Below are 19078 nucleotides of genomic sequence, written 5' to 3' on the forward strand. Positions count from 1 at the left end.
GCCCGGCCCTGTCCGGGGCGCCGCTGGATCACGCCCCGGTGATTGCCCGGTGGCGCGCGCCCTCGACGATCGACAGGCCGGTCAGCAGGCCGACCAGGGTCACGTAGAAACTGGCTGTCATCTGGTGCGCGAACATCGACTGGGTCAAGCCGCACAGTGCGTAGGTGATCACCAGCATGATGCCGGCTGCGGCCGGCCCCCGGAAGGTCGACCGTCCGCTGCGGCGATGCAGGCGCACGAACAACCAGAGCGGGATGCCATACACCGCCAGCAACAGCAGCAGGCCCGGTACGCCCTGGGTCGCTGCCCATTCGGCAACATCGTTGTGCGCATGCCCCAGGTGGCAACGCAACTCTTCCGGGTTCTCACGGCAGACCGGCACGCGCAGCATCGCGCTGTCGAAATGACCGATGCCAACACCCACCAGCGGGTGGTCGAGGAAGGTCTCCCAGGCCACCTGCAGGCGTTCCACGCGGGCACCGGCGGAAGAATCACTGTCGCCCAACTCCATCCGCTGCACGTCACTGTGCAGCTCGCTCAGGCGGACCTGGTGGCGCAGTTCCGGTACCGACAGCAGCAGGGTCGCACCGATCGCCAGCATGCCTGCCAGCACCGACAGGCGCGCCGCGCCGGTGCGCCAGCGCAGGCTCAACGTCAGCACCACCAGCAGCGCCAGCAAGGCGGCGAACACACCGCGGCTGCCGGTCAGCACGATGGTGCCGCAGCCGGCCGCCATGCCGAGGATCACCAGCGACCAGCGCCGCGACGGGCGACAGAACACCAGCAGCACCATCAAAACCATCACGATGTCGGCCAGCACGATGGCGTTGGTGAACAACTCTGCGCGCGGGGCGCCACCCAGCACCTGCCACAGTGACATCGAGAAGGCGGCGAGCAGGCCGGTCAATGATCCGTACCAGAGCCACCGCACGTCGGGACGCAGCGCGCAGACCCACAGCGCGATCCACGGGATCACCACGAACCGCGACCGGTTGTCGACGTCACGCAGGCCCTGCTCGAACAACACTACCGACATTAGGCCGAGCGCCAGCACCGCCAGCATCAGCCAGGCCAGCACTTTCACCGGCTGGCCGGCCATCCCGCGCGCGCGCCACAGCAGCTCCGGCGCCAGCAGCGTGCTCAGCAGCAGCAGCAGGCCATACGGCAACAGGTTGATGGGCACGGTCAGCACCAGTGCCGGCAGGCAGAACAGGCCCAGTTGGGCCAGCCCATGCGCCACCCGCTGACGTCCGCCGGCGGGAACGCCCAGCGGATCGCCGGCCATGAGGTTCAGGTTGTCCGGTGAAGCTGGCACGTCGGGAAGTATCGCTGCAATCGGCTGGAAAGAACGGGAAGGGGCGGTGCAGGCCATCCCGGCCTGCTGTTTTACTGCCTTTGACCCCGCTTGGGCAGACTGGACAAGCAGGAAGGGGGGGACTAGTCATGTTCCTGCAGACGCCGTTCACGTTCCCGCTCCTCTGCGGTGACCACGCAGGGCACCTTCACCGCCGTCGCCGGCACCAGCCACCAGCGCCGCCGGTTGGCTACGCCGGCCAGTTCAGAGCGGCTGCGGTCGACGCACGACAGCATTGCGTACTCGTGGACCAGCAACCAACGGCGTTCGGGCGCAAGCCGCTGCCAGCGCGTGGCCGCAATCAGCTGCTCGTCCCAGTCCGACTCGAAACCGAAGGTCGCTGCGGGGCGGTCGGCCAGCAGCAGATGCTGCTCCTTCCAGGCCACCAGCCCAAGCTCGGCATCCGGGCCCAGCCGTGTACCAACCGTGCGCATCAGGCCGCGGGCGGAACTGGAATCGTTCAGCAGCGGGTAGCCGACCAGGCTGTACAGCACCCAGACCATCGCCAGGGTCGACACCAGCGCCAGATGCCGGCGACGACCGCAGGCCAGCAGGCTCAATGCGCCCCACACGCCCATCGCCAGGATCGTCCAGGCCAGCGCGTCGACGGCGCCGGGCGCCAGTCCGCGGCTGTGGGTCAGGCGCAGCTCGAAGGCCGGGTCGCCCAGCACCGCCATCGCGCCAGCCAGGACCAGGCCCAGTGACAGCAGGCCGGTGAACACTCCCACCACGGCCTGCACATCGCGCCGCTTCAGCAGCCCCGGCAGCAACGGCGCCAGCGCCAGGCAGAACATCGGCAGCGCCGGCAGGATGTAGACATCGCGCTTGCCGTCGGGGATCGAGAAGAACAGCACCACCATCAACCACCAGGACAGCGGCAGCAGATAGCGCGGATCGCGCCGGCGCAGCCGCCGCAACCAAGCCGGAAGCGCCCACGGCAGCAGCAGGAACGCGGGGATCCACATCGACGGCATGATCGCCAGGAAGTACCACCAGGGCTGGTGGTGGTCCCACGAGTGCGTATAGCGACGCGCCGTCTGCTGGAACAGGATGTCGTCCATGTACGCGCGGTATTCGTCCGAACCGGTGGCAAAACCGGCCAGCAGCATCGGCGCCAGCCACAACGACACCGCCAGCAGGAAGGCCAGCGGCGCCAGCCAGAAGCGGGCATCGCGCGCGTGCAGTGCCACCCGTGGCCATTGCAGTACCGCAGCGGTCACCGCCGGCACGATCATCAGCAGCGCCAGCATGCCCACGCCCTTGGTGATCACGCCGATGCCAGCGAAGAACCAGCCCAGCCACCACCAGCGCCAGCCTGGTCCCAGCAACAGGTGGCGCAGCAGGCCGTAGTTGGCCAGGGTGATGAACAGCAGCAGCAGTGGATCGATCTGCGCCTTCTTCGCCTGGAAGGTGAACTGCAGCGCGAACAGCAGCGCCCAGCCGGCGTAAAGCCCCACCCGCCGTGTCCACAGCCGCCGCCCGAGGTCGACCACGCACCACAGCGTACCCAGTGCCGCCAGCAGCGACGGCAGCAGGAAGGCCACGCGCCACTGCCCGACCAGGCCGTACAGCGTAGCCTGCCACCACATCAGCATCGGCGGCTTGTCCGAATACAACTCGGTACCGCGGTGCGGGAACAGCCAGTGGCCGCTGTCGACCATCTGCTTGGCCACCAGCGCAAAGCGCGGCTCGTCCGATGGCCACGGATCACGAAGGCCCAGCCCGGCCCCCAGCAGCAGCAGGGCCATCGCCACGAACAACCACGTCTCGCGCGACGCGCGGGAATTCAGCATGGGACTCGGAACGTCAGCGGGGGTCAGGCTGTTTTTAGCAGACGCGCGTAAAAGAATCCGTCAGCATCGCTGTCACCCGGCAGTCGCTGGCGCGCGATTCCCTCGCAGTCCAGGCCGAATCGGTCATCCAGCGGCTCTGCCACCGCGTCCGGGTGCCATTTCAGGAACGCCCGCACCTGGTCGATGTTCTCCGCACGCAGGATCGAGCAGGTGGCATACAGCAGCACGCCGCCCGGACGCAGCATCGACCAGCAGGCCTCCAGCAGGCGGGCCTGCACACCGACCAGCGCATCGATATCCTCGGCACGTCGGTGGAACATCACATCCGGCTGCCGCCGGATCACGCCGGTGGCCGAGCACGGGGCATCGAGCAGGATCGCGTCGAACGGCACGCCATCCCACCAGGCACCCGGATCACTGGCATCGGCAGCCAGGGTCTGCGCATGCTCGCCCACGCCAGTGCGAACGTAGGTGTCACGTGCACGGGCCAGGCGGCGCGCGTCGATATCCAGCGCCAGCAGGCGCAGGCCGGGGTCGCGCTCCAGCAGGTGCGCCGACTTGCCACCGGGGGCCGCACAGGCGTCCAGCACGCGGGCACCGGCCGCCGGGGCCAGCGCGTCGGCCGCACACTGCGCCGACAGGTCCTGCACCGAGATGGCGCCTTCGGCGAAGCCGGGCAGCTGATTCACGGCAACCGGCGAGGCCAGGCGCAACGCGTCGGCGCTGAGCGGACTGGCTTGCGCGGTAATGCCAGCTTCGGCCAGCGTCGCCAGTGCCTTGTCGCGGCCGCCCTGCTGGCGGTTGGCGCGCAACCACAACGGCGCCGGCTGCAGGCTGGCGGCAAAGATCGCCTCGGCCTGGGCCGGCCAGTCGCGCTCGACGGCATCGGCCAGCCACGCCGGGAAGGCATCGCGCGCAGGCTGTTCCGGGAAACCTTCGCGCTGCGCGCGGCGCAGAATCGCATTGACCAGGCCCGCCTGGCGCTCACGACCCAGGGCACGCGCGGCATCGACCGTGGCCGACAGCGCCGCGTGCGCCGGCAACGCCAGCACGTCCAGTTGGGCGAACCCGACCATCAGCAGCGTGCGCAGGTCGGCATCACGCGCCGACAGCGGCTTCTGCATCCACGACTGCAGCGCCGCGTCATAGGTACTGCGGCGGCGCAGGACGGCGAAGCACAGCGCTTCCAGCAGCGCGCGGTCGCGGCTGTCGGCCAGCTTCGGCAGCGCCCAGGCCAGTTCGGCCTTCAGCGACCGGCCACGGGTGAACACCTGTGCCAGCACGCGTGCGGCCAGCATGCGCGTGGCCGCTCCCGGCGCCGCCTTGGCGACGGAGAAATCGTTCTGCTTCGACACCGCTTATGCTCCCACGCGCAGATCGCGGCGGGCGTTGAGGTAGTCGGCCGCAGTAATCGCCTTGCCACCTTCCCGCTGCAGCACTCGCAGGCGCAGCGCGCCCTGGCCACAGGCGATGTCGATGCCATCGCGGCTGGCGGCCAGTACGGTGCCCGGTGCTTGGCCGTGGTCCGCCTCCAGCGCCACCGCACCATGGATGCGCACGCGTTCACCGGCCAGCGTCGCCTCGGCGATCGGCCACGGATTGAACGCGCGCACGGTACGCGCCAGCGCGCCGGCGTCCTGCGCCCAATCCAGCTTCGCTTCGGCCTTGTCCAGCTTGTGCGCGTAGGTCACGCCCTGCTCCGGCTGCGGCCGCGCGATCGGCTTGATGCCGGCACGCAGCAGGCCCAGGCCATCGGACAGCACCTGTGCGCCCAGCTCGGCCAGCTTGTCATGCAGTTGGCCACCGGTATCGGTGGCCGCGATCGGCAGTTCCTGGTGCAGCAGCACCGGGCCGGTGTCCAGGCCGGCCTCCATCTGCATCAGGCAGACGCCGGTCTTGGCGTCGCCGGCCTGGATCGCGCGCTGGATCGGCGCGGCACCGCGCCAGCGCGGCAGCAGCGAGGCATGCACGTTCCAGCAGCCGTGGGTCGGAATGGCCAGCACCGCCTTGGGCAGGATCAGGCCATAGGCCACTACCACCATCAGATCCGGCTGCAGGTCGCGCAGCTGCTGCTGGGCGGCCGCGTCCTTCAGCGACTCCGGCTGGTAGACCGGAATGCCACGGGCCACGGCTTCCAGCTTGACCGGCGACGGCGCCAGGCCACGGCCACGGCCGGCCGGACGATCAGGCTGGGTGTAGACGGCCACGACCTCATGATGGCGCGCAGCCGCGCGCAGCGATGACACCGCGAATTCCGGCGTACCGGCAAAGACAATCCTCATGGCTACCCCACTTGCAGGATGGATTCGTGCAGGAAAGAAAACGGCGCCGTCGGCCGGCGCCGTACAGCCCGCGCGTGCCGCGCAGGCGCGGGCCACCCGAAGGGTGGCCCGGATTGGCGATCACGCCACGTGCTTGCGCTGCTTGGCCAGCTTCTTGCGCACCATCTCGCGCTTGAGCGGCGACAGATAGTCGATGAACAGCTTGCCGTCCAGGTGATCCATCTCATGCTGGATGCAGGTGGCCAGCACTTCGCCGGCTTCCATCTGCTGTTCCTGGCCGTTGCGGTCCAGGTATTTCACGGTGATGGTATCGGCACGGGTGACGTCAGCGAAGATGCCCGGAACCGACAGGCAGCCTTCCTGGTACACCCGGCCCCCGTCCTTGGCGACGATCTCCGGGTTGATGAACACCTGCGGTTCATTCTTTTCTTCGCTGACGTCGATGACCATGAAGCGCTTGTGCACGTCCACCTGGGTGGCGGCCAGGCCGATGCCCGGGGCGTCGTACATGGTCTGGAACATGTTGTCGATCAGTTCCTGGAAGGCCGGCGTGGTGACTTCAGCAGCGTCGATCAACGCGGCCTTGGTACGCAGGCGCGGATCGGGGAACTCGAGAATGGGGAGAAGGGCCATGGCTGTTTCCGGGTAATGGGCCGGCACGCCGGCATACGTCGCAGATTCTAGCTCCAACGCTTGCCTTGCGCCCCGGTTTCTGGACTATAGTGCGCGGACCTGTTGGGGAATCAGGGCTTCACACCTATGTTGCTTCGTTTTCGTACGGTCGTCGCCGCGGCGATGCTGACCGTGGCTGCCTATGCTACCGCCGTGGAAGTGAATGGCGGGCACCCGGACACCTATGTGGTCCGAAAAGGGGATACGTTGTGGGATATCGCCGCACGTTTCCTGCAGAAGCCCTGGCTGTGGCCGGAGATCTGGCAGGCCAATCCACAGATCGCCAATCCGCACCTGATCTATCCCGGTGACGTGCTCAGCCTGGCCTACCTGGACCGGGTGACCGTCGCTGCCAAGCCCGGCCCGCGCCAGGAAGCCCCTATCGATGCCATTCCGCTGGCCCAGGTCGAGCCGTTCCTGAAGCAGCTGAGCGTGGTCGACAGCATCGACCAGCTGCCCTACGTGGCCGGCCTGGAAGAAGAGCGCCTGCGCGTCACCAGCGGCAGCGCGGTGTACGTGCGCCTGGCCGACGCCCAGCTGGGCCAGCGCTGGGCCGTGGTCCGCCCGACCGTGCGCTACGCCCAGCCCAAGCCCACCGAGGACCTGACCGCCAACGGCGACGTCACCCCGGGTAGCGGCAACCTGTGGCGGGCCTACAACGCCCCCAACCACCGCCGCGGCGTGCTTGGCTATGAGCTGGCCCAGGTCGCCACCGGCACCATCACCCACGTCGCCGGCGGCAAGGTCGAGGCGTCCACCCTGGTGCTGGACAAGAACGAGGGCGGCCGCGAGGTACGTGCGGGCGACCGCCTGGTCCCGGTCGAGGCCAGGCCCTACGACCTGCAGTTCATCCCCCATGTCCCGGCCGCCGGTGTCGAGGGCGTCGACGTGCGCGTGCTGGCCGTTGCCGACATGTTCACCGCTGGTGGGCCGCGCGACGTGATCGCGATCTCCGCAGGCCGCGCGCAGGGCGTGGACAACGGCACCGTGTTCTCGCTGTGGCGCCCGGGCCGCCACGTGGCACACCGCATGAAGTACCCGAACTCCTCGCGCATGGATGATTCGCTCAGCACCGGCGCCGGCCGCGTCTCGCTGCCGGACGAATACGCCGCACACGCCATGGTGTTCCGTACCTTCGACAACGTCAGCTACGCACTGGTGATGCAGGGCGTGAAGCCGGTGCGCGTGGGATACAACGCACTGCACCCGGATGCGCGGTAGAGTCGACTGTTAGTCGACTGCTCTTCACCGCCCCCCCAAAAGCGCCCGCGCTGCGCGCGGTAGTCGACTGAGAGTCGACTCTACAGGGGCGGTCTCCGGCAAAGTCTGACAGCCACATGCGAAGGCGCCCTAGGGCGCCTTTGTTGCATGCGCTCGATAGTGGGGGGATGACCAACCAAGCTGACGAGGCGCTGCTGCGCCTGTTGATGGCAGGCGGCGCGCTGGCACCACGGCGGGCCCTGCTGCAGGCCGCAGGCAGGGCGGAAATCGCGATCGCGCAGGGTGCCGCGAACTGGCGCGCGCACGGTTGCACGCCAGAGCAGTGCGCCGCACTGGACCGCCCCGACGCCCGGGCCTTGGCCGTGGCACGGCGCTGGCTGGAAGACGACAACCAGCACCTGCTGGCCTTCACCGATCCGACCTTCCCCCCGCCCCTGCTGGATGTCCCCAACCCCCCCCTTGCGCTGTTCATCGCCGGCGACCCCAGCCGGGCCTGGCGCCCATCGGTTGCGCTGGTCGGCAGCCGCTCGCCAACGCCGGGCGGACGCGCGCTGGCAGCCCGGTTTGCCGGCTGCTTCGTCGACGCCGGGCTGGCGGTGACCAGCGGCCTGGCGGCGGGCATCGATGCCGCCGCCCACCAGGCCACGCTGGACGCGGGGGGCTGCACCGTGGCGGTGATCGGCACCGGACCGGACCGCGCCTATCCGGACAGCCACGCCCGGCTGCAGGCGCGCATCGCCGCCGAAGGCGTGGTGCTCAGCGAGTACCTGCCCGGCACGCCCGCACGCCCCGGCCACTTTCCTGCCCGCAACCGGCTGGTAGCCGGGCTGGCCCTGGCCACGGTGGTGGTCGAGGCCGCCCAACGCTCGGGTGCCCTGATCACCGCACGCCTGGCCGCCGAGGCCGGCCGCGAGGTCTGCGCCCTGCCCGGCTCGGTGCTCAATCCGCGCGCTGCGGGCTGCCACAGGCTGATCCGCGAGGGTGCCGCACTGGTCGAGCGCCCGGAGGAGGTCCTCGAACTGCTGGCCCCCGCCCTCCGCCAGCAGCTGCCGGGCTTGCAATCACGGCTGGCCACCCCCACTGAACAGGCACCGCCTGCACGCCTGCCGGCGCACTGGGCCCACGACCCTGACTACCAGTGCTTGTGGCGGGCGCTGGAGCACAACCCAAGCAGTATGGATTCACTGATCACACGCTGTGGATTGACGGCGCCCCAGGTGTCCTCCATGCTGCTGGCCATGGAACTGGCGGGAATCGTGGTGTGCGTACACGGCCGCTACTGTCGAACTCCCTAGTTTCTTCACCTCCACAGCGTCGCGCGACGCAGGCCGAGGGGCAATGAAAGAGAGCATCCTGGATGTACTGCTGTACCTGTTTGAACACTATTTCAGCGAAGATGCGGACCTGATCCGTGACCGCGATTCGCTTCAGAACGGCCTGATCCAGGCCGGTTTCAGCCCAACCGAGATCAACAAGGCGTTCGACTGGCTCGATGCCCTGGCCGCGCAGCGGCCGAGCGTGGCCCAGGCTCGGGTCGATGGCCCCGTGCGCGTGTACCACGGCCCCGAGCTGGACAAGCTGGACGTGGAATGCCGCGGGTTCCTGCTGTACCTGGAACAGCACGGCATCCTCGATGCCGACCAGCGCGAGCTGGTGCTGGACCGGGCAATGGCCCTGGACCAGGACGAACTGGACCTGGACGACCTGAAGTGGGTCGTGCTGATGGTGCTGTTCAACCAGCCCGGCTCCGAGGCGGCGTATGCCTGGATGGAGACGCAGATGTTCATGGACGAGCCAGAACCCCTGCACTGACCGTACACTTGGGGGCATAGCGCATTCAGGAGCGTCCCCGTGAGCGAGTGGTTCCATGCAGAAGGCAACCGGCAGCAAGGCCCGCTGCCGGCGGAACAGTTGGTCGAGTTGTTCCGCAACAACCAGATCTCCCTGGACACCCTGGTCTGGCGCGACGGCCTGCCGCAATGGCAGCCGTTGCGCACCGTGGTCGACGAGCTCGGCCTGATCGTGCCGGCGCTGGACGCCGCTGCACCGCCCGTGGAACCCGAACCGGAGCCGGCAGCACCGCCTCCGCCGCAGCCACCGGTGCTGCCACCGTCCACGCCCTACGCCACCAGCGCAGCGGCCAGCGCCCTGCCGACGCCGAAGAAGAAGCTGTCCGGCTGCGCCCTGACCGCCATCATCGGCGGCGGCCTGCTGCTGGTGCTGGTACCGATCGTGGCCATCCTGGCCGCCATCGCGCTGCCCGCCTACAACGACTACACCCTTCGCGCCAAGGTCGCCGGCGCAGTGACCGCACTGCAGCCGCTGAAGGACCAGGTGCAGCATTTCGCCGATGACGAAGGCCGCTGCCCGGGTGGCAACGACGCCGGCTTCCCGGCCCCGGGTGATTTCGCCCATGCAGGGCTGTCAGCGGTGAACATCGGTCGCTTCAACAACGGCCACTGCGGCATCGAAGCCACCCTGGCGCTGCCCGGCAAGAGCCTCGATGGCGATCTGCTGTGGCTGGAATACGATCGCGACAGCGGCCGCTGGGAATGCAGCGGCGAGAGCAACGACAAGTACCTGCCGCCGTCGTGCCGCGGCTGAACCGCGCGCACGCAGCACCTCCAAGGATGATTCAAACAGGGAACATGCAATGACTGAGTGGTACTACGCCGAAGGACAGCAACGCCAGGGCCCGCTGCCGGTCCAGGAGATCCGCCAGCGCTTCCAGCGCGGCCAGCTCAACCTGGACACCCTGGTCTGGCGGGAGGGCATGGCCCAGTGGGCTGCGCTGCGGCAGATGGTCGACGAGCTCGGCCTGCAGACGCTGGCCGATGCCAGCGCTGCCAGCAGCAGCGGCGGGTTCGACCTGCGCAGCGACTACGCCGCCATTGACAGCGGCACCGCACCGCTGCCCGGCACCGGCGCGCTCAGCAGCTCGCCTTACAGCGCTCCAGCGGCCACCAGCAGCGGTGGCCACGCGCAGCCGGTGGTTGGCGGTGAAGTGGTCTACGCAGGCTTCTGGAAGCGTGTGGCGGCCTACATGATCGATTACTTCGTGCTGGTCGTCCCCGGCAGCATCATCGGTGCCATTCTTGGTGCGATACTCGGCGCCAGCATGGGCGCGGTGGGCAGCGGCGAATCGGCCATCGAGATCGTTGCCCAGCTGGCCAGTGCCCTGATCAACCTCGGCATCGGCATGGCCTACTACACCTGGTTCCATGCCTCGCAGGGCGGCGCCACGCTGGGCAAGATGGCAGTCGGTATCAAGGTGGTGCGCGGCAACGGCGAACGCCTGACCAAGGCCCGCGCATTTGGTCGCTACTGGGCCATGCTGCTGAGCAGCTTCACGCTCGGCATCGGTTTCCTGATGGCCGCCTTCACCGAACGCAAGCAGGGCCTGCACGACATGGTCTGCGACACCCTCGTGGTCGACCGCTGGGCCTACACCGACCAGCCGCAGCTGCAGCGCCGGGAGCTGGGCACGGTAACCGTACTGGTGCTCGTGCTGACCGGCCTGCTGTCTCTGGTCGGCCTGGCCCTGCTGGTGTTCGCGGTAGGCTTCATCGCCAAGATGGCCTCGTGAACGGCCATCCTCACGCCTGGCTGCTTGACACGGGCCGGCCGGGCGTGATTCCTCTAATAAGGTGAAACCTGAACGCCCGGCACATTACCGGGCGTTCAGTTTATGGATTTGCCCGTGGCCGCTTCACTAATGCGGCCGTTTGCTCCACCCTAGCGGCCCCTTCTCCCGGTCCGCCCACAGACCTCTCCCGACATGCCCAAGCACCTGCTCATCGTCGAATCGCCAGCCAAGGCCAAGACGATCAACAAATACCTCGGCAAGGACTACACCGTCCTGGCCTCGTATGGGCATGTGCGTGACCTGATCCCGAAGGAAGGCGCGGTCGACCCGGACAACGGGTTCGCCATGCACTACGACGTGATCGACAAGAACGAAAAGCATGTCGATGCGATCGCCAAGGCCGCCAAGGGTGCCGACGACATCCTGCTGGCAACCGACCCGGATCGCGAAGGTGAAGCGATCAGCTGGCACATCGCCGAGATCCTGAAGGAACGCGGGCTGGTCAAGGACAAGCCGATGCAGCGCGTGGTGTTCACCGAGATCACCCCGCGCGCCATCAAGGAAGCGATCAGCCAGCCGCGCGCGATCGCCAGCGACCTGGTCGATGCCCAGCAGGCGCGCCGCGCGCTGGACTACCTGGTCGGCTTCAACCTGTCGCCGGTGCTGTGGCGCAAGGTCCAGCGCGGCCTGTCCGCAGGCCGCGTGCAGAGCCCGGCGCTGCGCATGATCGTCGAGCGCGAGGAAGAGATCGAAGCCTTCGTCGCCCGCGAATACTGGTCGATCGCGGCCGAATGCGCGCACCCGTCGCAGCACTTCAACGCCAAGCTGGTCAAGCTGGACGGGCAGAAGTTCGAGCAGTTCACCATCACCGACGGTGACACCGCCGAAGCCGCCCGCCTGCGTATCCAGCAGGCCGCGCAGGGCTCGTTGCATGTCACCGACGTGGCCAGCAAGGAGCGCAAGCGCCGTCCCGCGCCACCGTTCACCACCTCGACCCTGCAGCAGGAAGCCTCGCGCAAGCTCGGCTTCACTACCCGCAAGACCATGCAGGTTGCGCAGAAGCTGTATGAGGGCGTGGCCATCGGCGACGAAGGCACCGTCGGCCTGATTTCGTACATGCGTACCGACTCGGTGAACCTGTCGCAGGACGCGCTGGCGGAAATCCGCGACGTGATCGCCCGCGACTACGGCATCGCCTCGCTGCCGGACCAGCCCAACACCTACCAGACCAAGTCGAAGAACGCCCAGGAAGCGCACGAAGCGGTGCGCCCGACCTCGGCCCTGCGCACCCCGGCCCAGGTCGCACGCTTCCTCACCGACGACGAGCGCCGCCTGTACGAACTGATCTGGAAGCGCGCCGTCGCCTGCCAGATGATCCCGGCCACGCTCAATACCGTCAGCGTCGACCTGTCGGCCGGCAGCGAGCACGTGTTCCGTGCCAGCGGCACCACGGTGGTGGTGCCCGGCTTCCTGGCCGTGTACGAGGAAGGCAAGGACAGCAAGAGCGCCGAGGACGAGGACGAAGGCCGCAAGCTGCCGGCGATGAAGCCGGGCGACCGCGTGCCGCTGGAACGCATCCAGGCCGAACAGCATTTCACCCAGCCGCCGCCGCGCTACACCGAAGCGGCGCTGGTGAAGGCGCTGGAAGAGTACGGCATCGGTCGTCCCTCGACCTACGCCTCGATCATCCAGACCCTGCTGTTCCGCAAGTACGTGGAAATGGAAGGCCGCAGCTTCCGCCCGTCCGACGTCGGCCGCGCGGTGTCCAAGTTCCTGTCCAGCCACTTCACCCAGTACGTGGACTACGACTTCACGGCCAAGCTCGAAGACGAGCTTGATGCCGTTTCGCGTGGCGAAGAAGAGTGGATTCCGCTGATGGCTCGCTTCTGGGAGCCGTTCAAGGAACTGGTGGAAGACAAGAAGGAATCGGTCGACCGCGCCGAGGCCAGTGGCGCGCGCGAGCTTGGCACCGATCCGAAGACAGGCAAGCCGGTCAGCGTGCGTCTGGGCCGCTTCGGGCCGTATGCCGCCATCGGCAGCACCGCCGAGGACGCCGAGGAGAAGCCGAAGTTCGCCTCGCTGCGCCCTGGCCAGTCGATGCACACCATCTCCCTGGAAGACGCGCTGGAGCTGTTCCTGATGCCGCGCGCGCTGGGTGAGGACAAGGGCGAGCCGGTCAGCGTCGGGATTGGCCGCTTCGGGCCGTTCGCCAAGCGTGGCAGCACCTACGCCTCGCTGAAGAAGGAAGACGACCCGTACACCATCGACCTGGCCCGTGCCGTGTTCCTGATCGAAGAGAAGGAAGAGATCGCGCGCAACCGGATCATCAAGGAATTCGAGGGCAGCGACATCCAGGTGCTGAACGGCCGCTTCGGCCCGTATATCAGCGACGGCAAGATGAACGGCAAGATCCCCAAGGACCGCGAGCCGGCATCGCTGACCCTGGCCGAAGTGCAGCAGCTGATGGAAGAAACCGGCAAGCCGGTGCGCAAGGGCTTCGGCGCCAAGAAGGCGGCAGCGAAAAAGGCACCGGCCAAGAAGGCGGCAGTGAAGAAGGAAGCGGCGCCGAAGAAGGCTGCTGCCAAGAAGGCGCCGGCAAAGAAGGCGGTGAAGAAGGCCGCCGCAAAGAAGGCCCCGGCGAAGAAAGCCGTCAAGAAGGCCGCTGCGAAGAAGTAGATCCACGCCATGCGTGGATGAGGGGCAAGGTGTGCGGACCAACGGTCCGCACCTACCGTCCGCGCCGACCACCCCTTCTGCACGCAGCAGGGGGATAATGGAGGCCCACGCCGGGCCGGTCGCCGCCATGAAAGAACTCACCCTGGACTCTGCTGTCGCCACGCTCCGCACTGGCGGCGTGATCGCCTACCCGACCGAAGCGGTCTGGGGCCTGGGCTGTGATCCCTCGCAGGAAGCGGCAGTGCACATGGTGCTGCGGCTGAAGCAGCGACCGATCGAGAAAGGCATGATCCTGGTCGCGGCCGAGCTGGCGCAGCTGGAAGGCTGGGTGCGCCTGCAGGCGCTGCCCGACGCCCGCCAGCGCGCGGTACTGGCCAGCTGGCCCGGCGCCAACACCTGGATCCTGCCCGCTGGCCCGCGCGCGCAGCCCTGGGTCACCGGCGAACACAGCGGCATTGCGGTGCGCATCAGCGCGCACCCGCTGGTGGCCGAACTCTGCCGCGCCTGGGGCGGCCCGCTGGTCTCCACCAGCGCCAATCTGGCCGGCGAACCACCGGCGCGCAGCCGCGAAGAGCTGGATCCGCGCCTGCTGCGCCTGCTCGACGGCATCCTTGACGGACAGACCGGTGGCCTGGCCCAACCCACCCCCATACGCGACGCGCTCAGCGGCAACGTGCTGCGCTCCTGAGCCGCCGATTGCACTGCCGCGGACAATCACGCACGCTGCCGCCATGAGCCTGCTGCGCGCCACCTTCAGCCTGTGCCTGCTGCTGCCGTGGACGGCGTCCGCAGCCGAAGACGTGCGGGTGTACCGCTGCGTTTCCAGCAACGGGGCCGTGGCCCTGCAGGACACGCCCTGCAACAGCGGCCGCCAGCAGGTTCGCGACCTGCAGCGCCCGCGCGATCCCGCTCCACGGGTGGTGCGCAGTGATGCCCCGCCTGCGCCGCCCGGCGAAACCCCGGTCATCCGCGAGCGCGAAGTCCGCCACGTCTACATCCAGCCGCCGCAGCCGATGTACGAATGCGTGAGCGATGATGGCCGACGCTATACCAGCGACAACAACGAAGGCAATCCGCGCTGGGTGCCGTTGTGGACCAGTGTCTGGCTGCCACACGCCCATCACGGCCCGGCCTACCCCGGACCGCGCCCGGCCACCGGCACGCCGATCGGCGAAGGCGCGGGTTATCGTCCCCCCTCGATCGGCATGGGCGTGCAGGTTCCGGCCGGCAGCGTGCTGGTCCGCGACAGCTGCCATGCGTTGCCGCCGCAGGAAGTCTGTGCGCGACTGCGTGATCGCCGCTGGGAACTGGATCGCCGGTACAACAGTGCGCTGCAGAGTGAACGCACCGCCATCAGCAACGAACAGCGCGGCATCGATGCGCGCCTGTCGCGCGATTGCGAACGCTGACCGCAGCAAGCCGCCGCAGCCTGTACGCTGTACGCATGAACCGAGTGATCTGGCTGCTCCTGGTGCTGCTGCCTGGAAGCGCATTGGCCGAAGAGGGCGTGATCTACCGCTGTACCTCCAGCAGCAGTGACATCCCTACCCTGCAGCGCACGCCGTGCCCCACTGGCAGCAAGCAGCAGGTGCTGCGCATACCCGGCAAGGGCAACGCGCAGCCGGCCGCCGCTGCCCCTGTGGCCGCTGAACCTGCCCCCACCCCGGTGGAAACACCCGCGCCGCTGCCGGCCAACCCGGGTGTTGCGCCTGCGGCCCCAGCGAAGGCACGACGCGCGGACGAAGGACGCACGATCATGGAAGCAGGCATGGTCGAACACGAAGGAGACGACCAGATCCTTGACAGCGCGACGCTGCGTCGCGATGCCGAGGCCCGTGCTGCTGGAAGTGACGGTTCACCGAAGCCGCCGCTTCCTCCTATCTTCCAGTGCACCGACAGCCAGGGCGGCGGCTACCTGTACGAGTACGAGGCTGCGCCAGGTCGCTGCGAGCTGATGACAGTACAGGGCCTTGGCGGAGTGACGCCGGTGAATGCCGCCAGCTGTGAAGTGGTGCGCGATCAGTGCGAAGCGCTTCCCGAAGCGCAGCGCTGCGGTGCCTGGCAGCAGCGCTTCCGCGATGCCCGCGGCCGGGAGCGCTTCGCCGCGCCCGAGAACCGCGACAGCGCGCGCAAGGACCGCGAGCGGTTGCAGGGTGTGCTGGAGGCCAGCAACTGCCCGGTGCCGGGGTGACCGCCATCCGGTAGTGCCGGCCGCTGGCCGGCAACTGCAATCAACTGAATATCCTGTGGTTGCCGGCCAGCGGCCGGCACTACCCTTCCGAAGATCAGAACCCGTAGCGCAGGAAGCCGCCGTCCACCGCGATGCACTCGCCGGTAACGTAGCTGGCTGCCGGCAGGCACAGGAAGCCCACGGCCGCAGCCACTTCCTCCGGCTCGCCGATACGACGCATCGGCGTGCGATTGATGACTTCTTCGTAGTAGTCCGGGTCCGACAACGGGCCGAACGTGCGCCGGGTACGGATGTACCACGGTGCCACTGCGTTGACGCGGATGCCATCTTCGGCCCACTCGACGGCCAGGTTGCGGGTCATCTGGTGCATCGCCGCCTTGGTCATGCCGTAGACCACGCCACTGCGCACATGGGTCAGGCCGGACACGCTGCCGACGTTGACGATGGACGACGACGCGTGGCGTGCCAGCAGCGGATGTGCGTAGCGCGACAGCTCGAACGCCGAGAACAGGTTGGTCTCGAAGATCTTGCGCCACTCGTCTTCGGAGTACTCGGTGGCCGCCTTGGTGACGTTGCCGCCGGCGTTGTTTACCAGGATATGCAGGCCATCGCTGTGGTCCTCCACCCAGTCCAGGATCTGGCGGCGGTCCTCGTCGTCGGAAACATCGGCGGCCAGCGCATGCACCTGCATCTGCGGATACACATCCAGCAACTCGTCGCGCGCGGTCTCCAGCATGTCGATATCGCGGCCGACGATCATCAGGTCGGCACCGAACCCGGCCAGTTCATGGGCGATGGCCAGGCCGATGCCGGCACTGGCGCCGGTGATCAGGGCAGTCTGGCCGTCCAGCCGCCACCGTTGCTGGGTCATGAGTCCTCCGGGGCCGCGCCCGCTGTGTTTCGATGCAACAAGGATACGCGCTCACGGCCGCCCCCTGCCGAGGATGCGACACTGCCCGCACGCCCATCACGGAGTGCCGCCATGCGCATCCTGGTCCTGTCCACGTCCCTGCTGGCCACCGTGCTGCTGTCCGCCTGCCAGCGCCCGCCAACGCCGAACCCGGAGAAGCCACCGGTGCCCAAGGCGATGGCGCGCGCGATGCAGGAGCCGCTGGACCGCGCCAAGGGCGCGCAGAAATCCGTCGATGACGCCGCTGCGGGCGAGCGCAAGGCCGAGGCCGACGCGACGCAGTGACCTGTGGGGTCAGAACCCTTTGCGGGCAAAGGGATCCGACCCCACCAACGAGAACGCCCGGCCGAAGCCGGGCGTTTACAGTAGATCCACGCCATGCGTGGATGTGCTCCGGTCAGAACCCGCAGAAGCAGTACGCCAGCGCCTTCACCGGTGCGCCATTGCCCTTTTCGCGGGCCGCGTTCTCGACAAAGCGCAGCTGCGTATCCACTTCCGGCATCGTGCGCGCCAGCAGCATCCGCGCCATGCCCGAATCGGACAGCATCCAGGCACCAGCGCGGCTGCCGGCGAAACCGCTGACGAACTGCGCGAACGGCGTGGCCGCCTTCTCGATGTAGCGCACGCGATAAGCGTCGGCCTTGCCCAGCTTGGCACGGCTGGCGGCGTCGGCCACGGCATCCTTCAGCCCACCGAAGGCATCGACCAGGCCACGTTCCTTGGCCTGCGCACCGCTCCACACGCGGCCACGGGCCACTTCGTCGACGGCCTCGACAGGCTTGTTGCGGGCGTCGGCGACGCGACCGGTGAAGTCGGCGTAGCCCTTGTTGATCACCGACTGGATGACCTGGCCCACGGCCGGATCCATCGGCCGGGTGACATCGAACGCACCGGCGAAGCGGGTGGTGCCGACGCCATCGGTGTGCACGCCGATCTTGTCCAGCGCGCGGCTGAAGTTCGGCACCATGCCGAAGATGCCGATCGAACCGGTGATCGTCGACGGATCGGCGTAGATGCGATCGGCGTTCATGCTGATCCAGTAGCCACCGGAGGCGGCCAGGTCGCCCATCGATACCACCACCGGCTTGCCGGCGGCCTGCAGGGCGACCACTTCACGGCGGATCTGCTCGGAAGCGAACACTTCTCCGCCCGGCGAATCCACGCGCAGCACGACCGCCTTGACATCGTCGTCGTCGCGCGCGGCACGCAGCAGCGCCGACGTCGATTCGCCACCGATGCGGCCGGCCGGCAGGTCACCGCCGCTGATCTCGCCGGACGCCACCACCACTGCCACCTGCGGACGGTTGTCGACCGGGTTGCGGCGCGCATCAAGCTGGCCCAGGTAGGTGCCGAAGTCGACGTTGCGGAAGCCACCGTCGGCATCTTCGTCGGCCACGCCGCGCTCGATCATCAGGTCCTCGAACTCCTCGCGGGTCTTCAGCGCGGTCACCAGCTTCTGCTGCAGGGCGAACTTGGCCAGATCACCACCAGCAGCAGCGATGCCTTCCGGCAGCGTATCGATGCCGGCAGCCAGCTGTGCCGGATCCAGGCGACGGGCCTTGGCGATGTCGCCCAGGTAGCGCTGCCATACGTCGTTCATCCAGAACAGGTCGGCTTCCTTGGAGGCCGGCGACGCCGCGTCGAGCACGTACGGCTCGGCTGCGGACTTGTACTCACCCACCTTGAACAGGTGCACGTCCACGCCCAGCTTGTCCTGCAGGCCGGTGCGGAAGTACTGGCGGTAGCGGCCCAGGCCCTCAAGCACCACTGAACCCATCGGGTCCAGGTAGACCTCGTCGGCCTGTGCGGCCAGCAGGTACTGCGACTGGCCCATGCTCTCGCTGTAGGCCACCAGCTGCTTGCCGGAGGCACGCAGGTCCTGCAGTGCCGCAGCCACTTCACGCAGCGAGGCGAAGCCCGAGGGCTGCAGCTTGTCCAGCTCCAGCACCACGCGCTCGATCTTCTTGTCTTCCTTGGCCGACTCGATCACCCGCAGCAGGTCGCGCAGCTGGATCTCTTCGGCACCGTTGTCGCCCACCGCCTTGGCCAGTGCGCGGCTGACCGGATCGGCGCTGAACTGCTCGACCAGCCGGCCTTCCGGCGCGATCACCAGGGTGGTGCGGTCCTGCAGCGACTTGCTGGCACCGGCGCCCATGCCTGCGGCGATGACGAACATCACCAGCAGCAGGAACAGCAGGCCGAAGAACACCAGGTTGAGGATCAACCGGCGGGTGAAGTTCATGACGTCCCACAGCCCGATGAAGAAACTGGCGACGGGGTTGCGACGCGCCGGGGGCAGCGGGGGCACGGGGTGATTCATGGAACGCTCCGGATGGCTTCTTGCCGTGGTGCCAGCATAGCCGGTGCCGCGTGATGCGGCATCGGACACAAGT

The 19078-nt window shown here is 68.0% G+C and carries 17 protein-coding genes; 10 read left to right on the forward strand and 7 right to left on the reverse strand.

Annotated elements, in window-relative coordinates:
• Nucleotides 1-28 precede the first annotated feature (28 nt).
• The 5 genes from AC5P6A_RS12865 to def form a co-directional block, all read right to left on the reverse strand.
• On the reverse strand, nucleotides 29-1285 hold the full coding sequence (locus AC5P6A_RS12865; protein ID WP_155030469.1) for an O-antigen ligase family protein: 1257 nt from the start codon (nucleotides 1283-1285) through the stop codon (nucleotides 29-31).
• A gap of 152 nt (nucleotides 1286-1437) precedes the next feature.
• Nucleotides 1438-3147 carry an ArnT family glycosyltransferase gene (locus AC5P6A_RS12870; protein ID WP_111098729.1) on the reverse strand — a complete coding sequence of 570 codons (1710 nt, stop codon included), beginning with the start codon at nucleotides 3145-3147 and terminating at the stop codon, nucleotides 1438-1440.
• Nucleotides 3148-3170: 23 nt separating this feature from the next.
• Nucleotides 3171-4502 (reverse strand): 16S rRNA (cytosine(967)-C(5))-methyltransferase RsmB, encoded by a 1332-nt coding sequence (gene rsmB / locus AC5P6A_RS12875; protein ID WP_021203239.1) that lies wholly within the window; start codon nucleotides 4500-4502, stop codon nucleotides 3171-3173.
• A gap of 3 nt (nucleotides 4503-4505) precedes the next feature.
• A complete protein-coding gene (gene fmt, locus AC5P6A_RS12880; RefSeq protein WP_010481179.1) occupies nucleotides 4506-5429 on the reverse strand; it encodes a methionyl-tRNA formyltransferase in 924 nt (307 codons plus the stop codon).
• 120 nt (nucleotides 5430-5549) lie between these two features.
• Complete coding sequence (gene def, locus AC5P6A_RS12885) at nucleotides 5550-6062, reverse strand: peptide deformylase (protein WP_111101735.1); 513 nt, start codon at nucleotides 6060-6062, stop codon at nucleotides 5550-5552.
• A 126-nt stretch (nucleotides 6063-6188) separates the two neighbouring features.
• On the opposite strand from def, the gene AC5P6A_RS12890 reads away from it, so the two are divergent.
• The 9 genes from AC5P6A_RS12890 (at nucleotide 6189) to AC5P6A_RS12930 (ending at nucleotide 15775) form a co-directional block, all read left to right on the forward strand.
• On the forward strand, nucleotides 6189-7322 hold the full coding sequence (locus AC5P6A_RS12890) for a LysM peptidoglycan-binding domain-containing protein (protein ID WP_019660781.1): 1134 nt from the start codon (nucleotides 6189-6191) through the stop codon (nucleotides 7320-7322).
• Between the two features lie 167 nt (nucleotides 7323-7489).
• Nucleotides 7490-8617 carry a DNA-processing protein DprA gene (gene dprA, locus AC5P6A_RS12895; RefSeq protein ID WP_346715127.1) on the forward strand — a complete coding sequence of 376 codons (1128 nt, stop codon included), beginning with the start codon at nucleotides 7490-7492 and terminating at the stop codon, nucleotides 8615-8617.
• Between the two features lie 43 nt (nucleotides 8618-8660).
• Complete coding sequence (locus AC5P6A_RS12900; protein ID WP_005411195.1) at nucleotides 8661-9134, forward strand: DUF494 family protein; 474 nt, start codon at nucleotides 8661-8663, stop codon at nucleotides 9132-9134.
• Nucleotides 9135-9173: 39 nt separating this feature from the next.
• The gene (locus AC5P6A_RS12905) at nucleotides 9174-9926 is read left to right on the forward strand and encodes a pilin (protein ID WP_021203235.1); all 753 of its coding nucleotides are present in this window, start codon (nucleotides 9174-9176) and stop codon (nucleotides 9924-9926) included.
• 49 nt (nucleotides 9927-9975) lie between these two features.
• Nucleotides 9976-10908 carry an RDD family protein gene (locus AC5P6A_RS12910; protein WP_021203234.1) on the forward strand — a complete coding sequence of 311 codons (933 nt, stop codon included), beginning with the start codon at nucleotides 9976-9978 and terminating at the stop codon, nucleotides 10906-10908.
• 192 nt (nucleotides 10909-11100) lie between these two features.
• Entirely contained in the window at nucleotides 11101-13584 is a 2484-nt protein-coding gene (locus tag AC5P6A_RS12915; RefSeq protein WP_021203233.1) for a DNA topoisomerase I, read from the forward strand.
• Between the two features lie 97 nt (nucleotides 13585-13681).
• A complete protein-coding gene (tsaC, locus tag AC5P6A_RS12920; RefSeq protein ID WP_346715128.1) occupies nucleotides 13682-14272 on the forward strand; it encodes an L-threonylcarbamoyladenylate synthase type 1 TsaC in 591 nt (196 codons plus the stop codon).
• A 43-nt stretch (nucleotides 14273-14315) separates the two neighbouring features.
• Nucleotides 14316-14993 (forward strand): DUF4124 domain-containing protein, encoded by a 678-nt coding sequence (locus AC5P6A_RS12925; RefSeq protein ID WP_021203232.1) that lies wholly within the window; start codon nucleotides 14316-14318, stop codon nucleotides 14991-14993.
• A 35-nt stretch (nucleotides 14994-15028) separates the two neighbouring features.
• Nucleotides 15029-15775, forward strand: coding sequence for a hypothetical protein (locus AC5P6A_RS12930; protein ID WP_111097652.1), 747 nt, complete (start codon nucleotides 15029-15031; stop codon nucleotides 15773-15775).
• A gap of 94 nt (nucleotides 15776-15869) precedes the next feature.
• On the opposite strand, the gene AC5P6A_RS12935 is transcribed toward AC5P6A_RS12930, so the two are convergent.
• Nucleotides 15870-16646 (reverse strand): SDR family oxidoreductase, encoded by a 777-nt coding sequence (locus AC5P6A_RS12935; RefSeq protein ID WP_346715129.1) that lies wholly within the window; start codon nucleotides 16644-16646, stop codon nucleotides 15870-15872.
• A 111-nt stretch (nucleotides 16647-16757) separates the two neighbouring features.
• On the opposite strand from AC5P6A_RS12935, the gene AC5P6A_RS12940 reads away from it, so the two are divergent.
• Entirely contained in the window at nucleotides 16758-16970 is a 213-nt protein-coding gene (locus AC5P6A_RS12940) for a hypothetical protein (RefSeq protein ID WP_058978748.1), read from the forward strand.
• A 112-nt stretch (nucleotides 16971-17082) separates the two neighbouring features.
• Here AC5P6A_RS12940 and sppA read toward each other — a convergent pair whose 3' ends face one another.
• A complete protein-coding gene (gene sppA, locus AC5P6A_RS12945; protein ID WP_495222322.1) occupies nucleotides 17083-19005 on the reverse strand; it encodes a signal peptide peptidase SppA in 1923 nt (640 codons plus the stop codon).
• Nucleotides 19006-19078 lie beyond the last annotated feature (73 nt).

It is taken from the genome of Stenotrophomonas sp. YJH_SMC_20 (assembly GCF_059367845.1).

Excerpts from the sequence above, each read along its gene's own strand:
- AC5P6A_RS12935 (WP_346715129.1), bottom strand. The coding sequence starts at position 16,646 with ATGACCCAGCAACGGTGGCGGCTGGACGGCCAGACTGCCCTGATCACC.
- sppA (WP_495222322.1), bottom strand. The coding sequence starts at position 19,005 with ATGAATCACCCCGTGCCCCCGCTGCCCCCGGCGCGTCGCAACCCCGTC.
- fmt (WP_010481179.1), bottom strand. The coding sequence starts at position 5,429 with ATGAGGATTGTCTTTGCCGGTACGCCGGAATTCGCGGTGTCATCGCTG.
- AC5P6A_RS12930 (WP_111097652.1), top strand. The coding sequence starts at position 15,029 with ATGAACCGAGTGATCTGGCTGCTCCTGGTGCTGCTGCCTGGAAGCGCA.
- AC5P6A_RS12890 (WP_019660781.1), top strand. The coding sequence starts at position 6,189 with ATGTTGCTTCGTTTTCGTACGGTCGTCGCCGCGGCGATGCTGACCGTG.
- AC5P6A_RS12870 (WP_111098729.1), bottom strand. The coding sequence starts at position 3,147 with ATGCTGAATTCCCGCGCGTCGCGCGAGACGTGGTTGTTCGTGGCGATG.
- def (WP_111101735.1), bottom strand. The coding sequence starts at position 6,062 with ATGGCCCTTCTCCCCATTCTCGAGTTCCCCGATCCGCGCCTGCGTACC.
- AC5P6A_RS12865 (WP_155030469.1), bottom strand. The coding sequence starts at position 1,285 with ATGGCCGGCGATCCGCTGGGCGTTCCCGCCGGCGGACGTCAGCGGGTG.
- AC5P6A_RS12900 (WP_005411195.1), top strand. The coding sequence starts at position 8,661 with ATGAAAGAGAGCATCCTGGATGTACTGCTGTACCTGTTTGAACACTAT.
- tsaC (WP_346715128.1), top strand. The coding sequence starts at position 13,682 with ATGGAGGCCCACGCCGGGCCGGTCGCCGCCATGAAAGAACTCACCCTG.
- AC5P6A_RS12925 (WP_021203232.1), top strand. The coding sequence starts at position 14,316 with ATGAGCCTGCTGCGCGCCACCTTCAGCCTGTGCCTGCTGCTGCCGTGG.
- AC5P6A_RS12910 (WP_021203234.1), top strand. The coding sequence starts at position 9,976 with ATGACTGAGTGGTACTACGCCGAAGGACAGCAACGCCAGGGCCCGCTG.
- AC5P6A_RS12915 (WP_021203233.1), top strand. The coding sequence starts at position 11,101 with ATGCCCAAGCACCTGCTCATCGTCGAATCGCCAGCCAAGGCCAAGACG.
- dprA (WP_346715127.1), top strand. The coding sequence starts at position 7,490 with ATGACCAACCAAGCTGACGAGGCGCTGCTGCGCCTGTTGATGGCAGGC.
- AC5P6A_RS12940 (WP_058978748.1), top strand. The coding sequence starts at position 16,758 with ATGCGCATCCTGGTCCTGTCCACGTCCCTGCTGGCCACCGTGCTGCTG.